We start from the raw sequence: 2,369 nt of genomic DNA, 5'->3' as shown, positions 1-2,369 counted from the left end.
TGGGGGGCACGCCCGGTCCCGTTCCGAACCCGGAAGCTAAGCCCCATCGCGCCGAGAGTACTGCGGGGCCAGCCCGTGGGAGGCCAGGGCGCCGCTGACCGGTGGACGGCACCGAGCCGTGCGCTTGACCTGAGAAGGGGGAGGCCTCGCGGCCTCCCCCTTTTTCGTTTCTCGGGCAATTTAACTAAATGACAATTTTTACAACGATATCATCTGCCGTCTTATTCAGACGTTCACCGTTCTCCTGACCGTCTCACACACTCAATGGATTACTATCTACTTAAGCGTGATACTGCGCTTGACCTGTTTTAGGCGGGCCGTTTTATTGCTTATGAAGGAAGGACGCACATGGCAGATGTTCACGAGCTGCTTGATACTTGGATTGCCAATGTCAAGGATGATGAGCTGCTGACCGAGCTCAACACGATGAAGGAGCAGGGTGACGAGGATGCCATCACCGATGCCTTCTTCCAGGATCTTGCCTTCGGCACCGCCGGCCTGCGTGGCACGATCGGTGCTGGCACCAACCGTATGAATATCTATACGGTCGGCCGTGCAACGCAGGGCTTCGCCGACTATCTCAATGCGACTTTTGAGCATCCGACGGTTGCCATTGCTCGCGATAGCCGCAATAAGGGTGAACTGTTCGTCAAGACGACGGCTGCCATTCTTGCAGCAAACGGCGTGACTGCTCTCGTGTACCCTAAGATTTCTCCCGTGCCGACGCTTTCCTGGGCCGTCCGCGACCTTAAGTGCTCCGGTGGCATTTGCATGACCGCTAGTCATAACCCGGCGCCGTATAACGGCTATAAGGCATATGGCCCCGACGGGTGCCAGATCACTAGCGAGGCCGCCGATGCAATTTCTAAGGCTATCGCCGAGACCGATACGTTCACTGGCGTGAAGTCCATGGACTTCGATGAGGCTCTTGAGCAGGGTCTTGTCAAATGGATCGATGACTCGTGCCTCGAGCGTTATTACGACGCCGTTCTCGCGCGCGGCGTGACCAACCTTTCTGCCGAGGAGATCGCTGGCGCTCCGCTTAAGCTCGTCTACACTCCGCTCAACGGCACTGGCCTCATTCCCGTCACGACGGTGCTCGAGCGCGCCGGCATCACCGATGTCACGGTTGTTCCCGAGCAGAAGGACCCGAACGGCGATTTCCCGACCTGCCCGTATCCTAACCCCGAGATCCGTCAGGCCATGCAGAAGGGAATCGACCTGTGCGAGCAGGTTCACCCCGATCTGCTGCTTGCAACCGATCCTGACGCCGACCGTGTTGGCGTTGCTGTTAAGAATGGTGATGACTATCTGCTGCTGACCGGCAATGAGATGGGCGTTCTGCTGCTCGACTATATCTGCAAGACCCGTGCCGCCCGCGGCGAGGATCTCACCAAGAAGGTCGCGGTTACTACCATTGTTTCTTCCGCCATGGTCGATGCTCTGGCCGAGGAGTATGGCTTTGAGCTCCGTCGCTGCCTGACGGGCTTCAAGTACATCGGTGACATCATTACCTCGCTTTCCGATGCTGGTGAAGTCGATCGCTTTATCTTCGGTTTCGAGGAGAGCTACGGTTATCTGGCCGGCGACCACGTGCGCGACAAGGACGCCGTGAGCACTTCGCTTCTGATTTGCCAGATGGCGCAGTATTACAAGCTCCAGGGCAAGAACCTTGCCGATGCGATGCACGAGCTGTACGAGAAGTATGGCTACTATCACAACAAGACGATTTCGCTGAGCTATCCGGGCGCTGAGGGTGCGGCAAAGATGGCCGGCATCATGGCTGGTCTGCGCGAGAACCCGCCCGCGGAGCTCGCAGGCTCCAAGATCGAGGCCGTTGTGGATTACAACACCTGCGTGAACGGCCTGCCGAAGGCTAATGTCATTGAGTTCGATCTTGAGGGTGGCAACAAGGGTATTGTCCGTCCTTCCGGCACCGAGCCCAAGATCAAGCTGTACATCTTCGCTAAGGGCGCGGATGCCGCCGAGGCTGATGCAGCACTTGACGCGATTGAGGAGTCAGGTCGCAAGCTGTTGGCCTAAGGCTTTGAAAGCCTATTTCTATAGATAGACGAAAAAGGGGATCTCGGAAACGAGGTCCCCTCTCTCTTACTGCTAAATACAGCTGAGAATCCCAAACTGTGTAGGAGTTGTGTGCAACCAGATTCCCGCCCACGGGGCCCCTCCGGTCTGGCAATATATCTCCTTGCCGCGCGGCCCGGTCGGACCGGATTGACCGCGAGGGCGTGCACCTTGAGAACCGGATACTGCGAGGATGGACACACATGATGTGTCGCATCCGGGCAGACATCGAACCATTTGAAATGGTCTGACTTGGATTCGTTTTTCGCAAGGCCGCCGAGAGGCGG

At 57.4% G+C, this 2,369-nt stretch carries 1 protein-coding gene and 1 rRNA gene; both read left to right on the top strand.

Features of this window, described 5'->3' with window-relative positions:
• A 5S ribosomal RNA gene (rrf, locus tag FYJ40_RS08805) occupies window positions 1-100 on the top strand; the annotation flags it as partial.
• Between the two features lie 248 nt (window positions 101-348).
• Window positions 349-2,043, top strand: coding sequence for a phospho-sugar mutase (locus FYJ40_RS08800; RefSeq protein ID WP_154518687.1), 1,695 nt, complete (start codon window positions 349-351; stop codon window positions 2,041-2,043).
• Window positions 2,044-2,369 lie beyond the last annotated feature (326 nt).

Source organism: Collinsella sp. WCA1-178-WT-3 (M1), from assembly GCF_009696325.1.
In the GTDB taxonomy this organism is placed as follows: domain Bacteria; phylum Actinomycetota; class Coriobacteriia; order Coriobacteriales; family Coriobacteriaceae; genus Collinsella.
The sequence above is the reverse complement of the archived record's forward strand: the minus strand, read 5'-3'. Positions and strand labels throughout refer to the sequence as shown.

Coding starts and splice junctions, on each gene's coding strand:
- FYJ40_RS08800 (WP_154518687.1), top strand. CDS start 349: ATGGCAGATGTTCACGAGCTGCTTGATACTTGGATTGCCAATGTCAAG.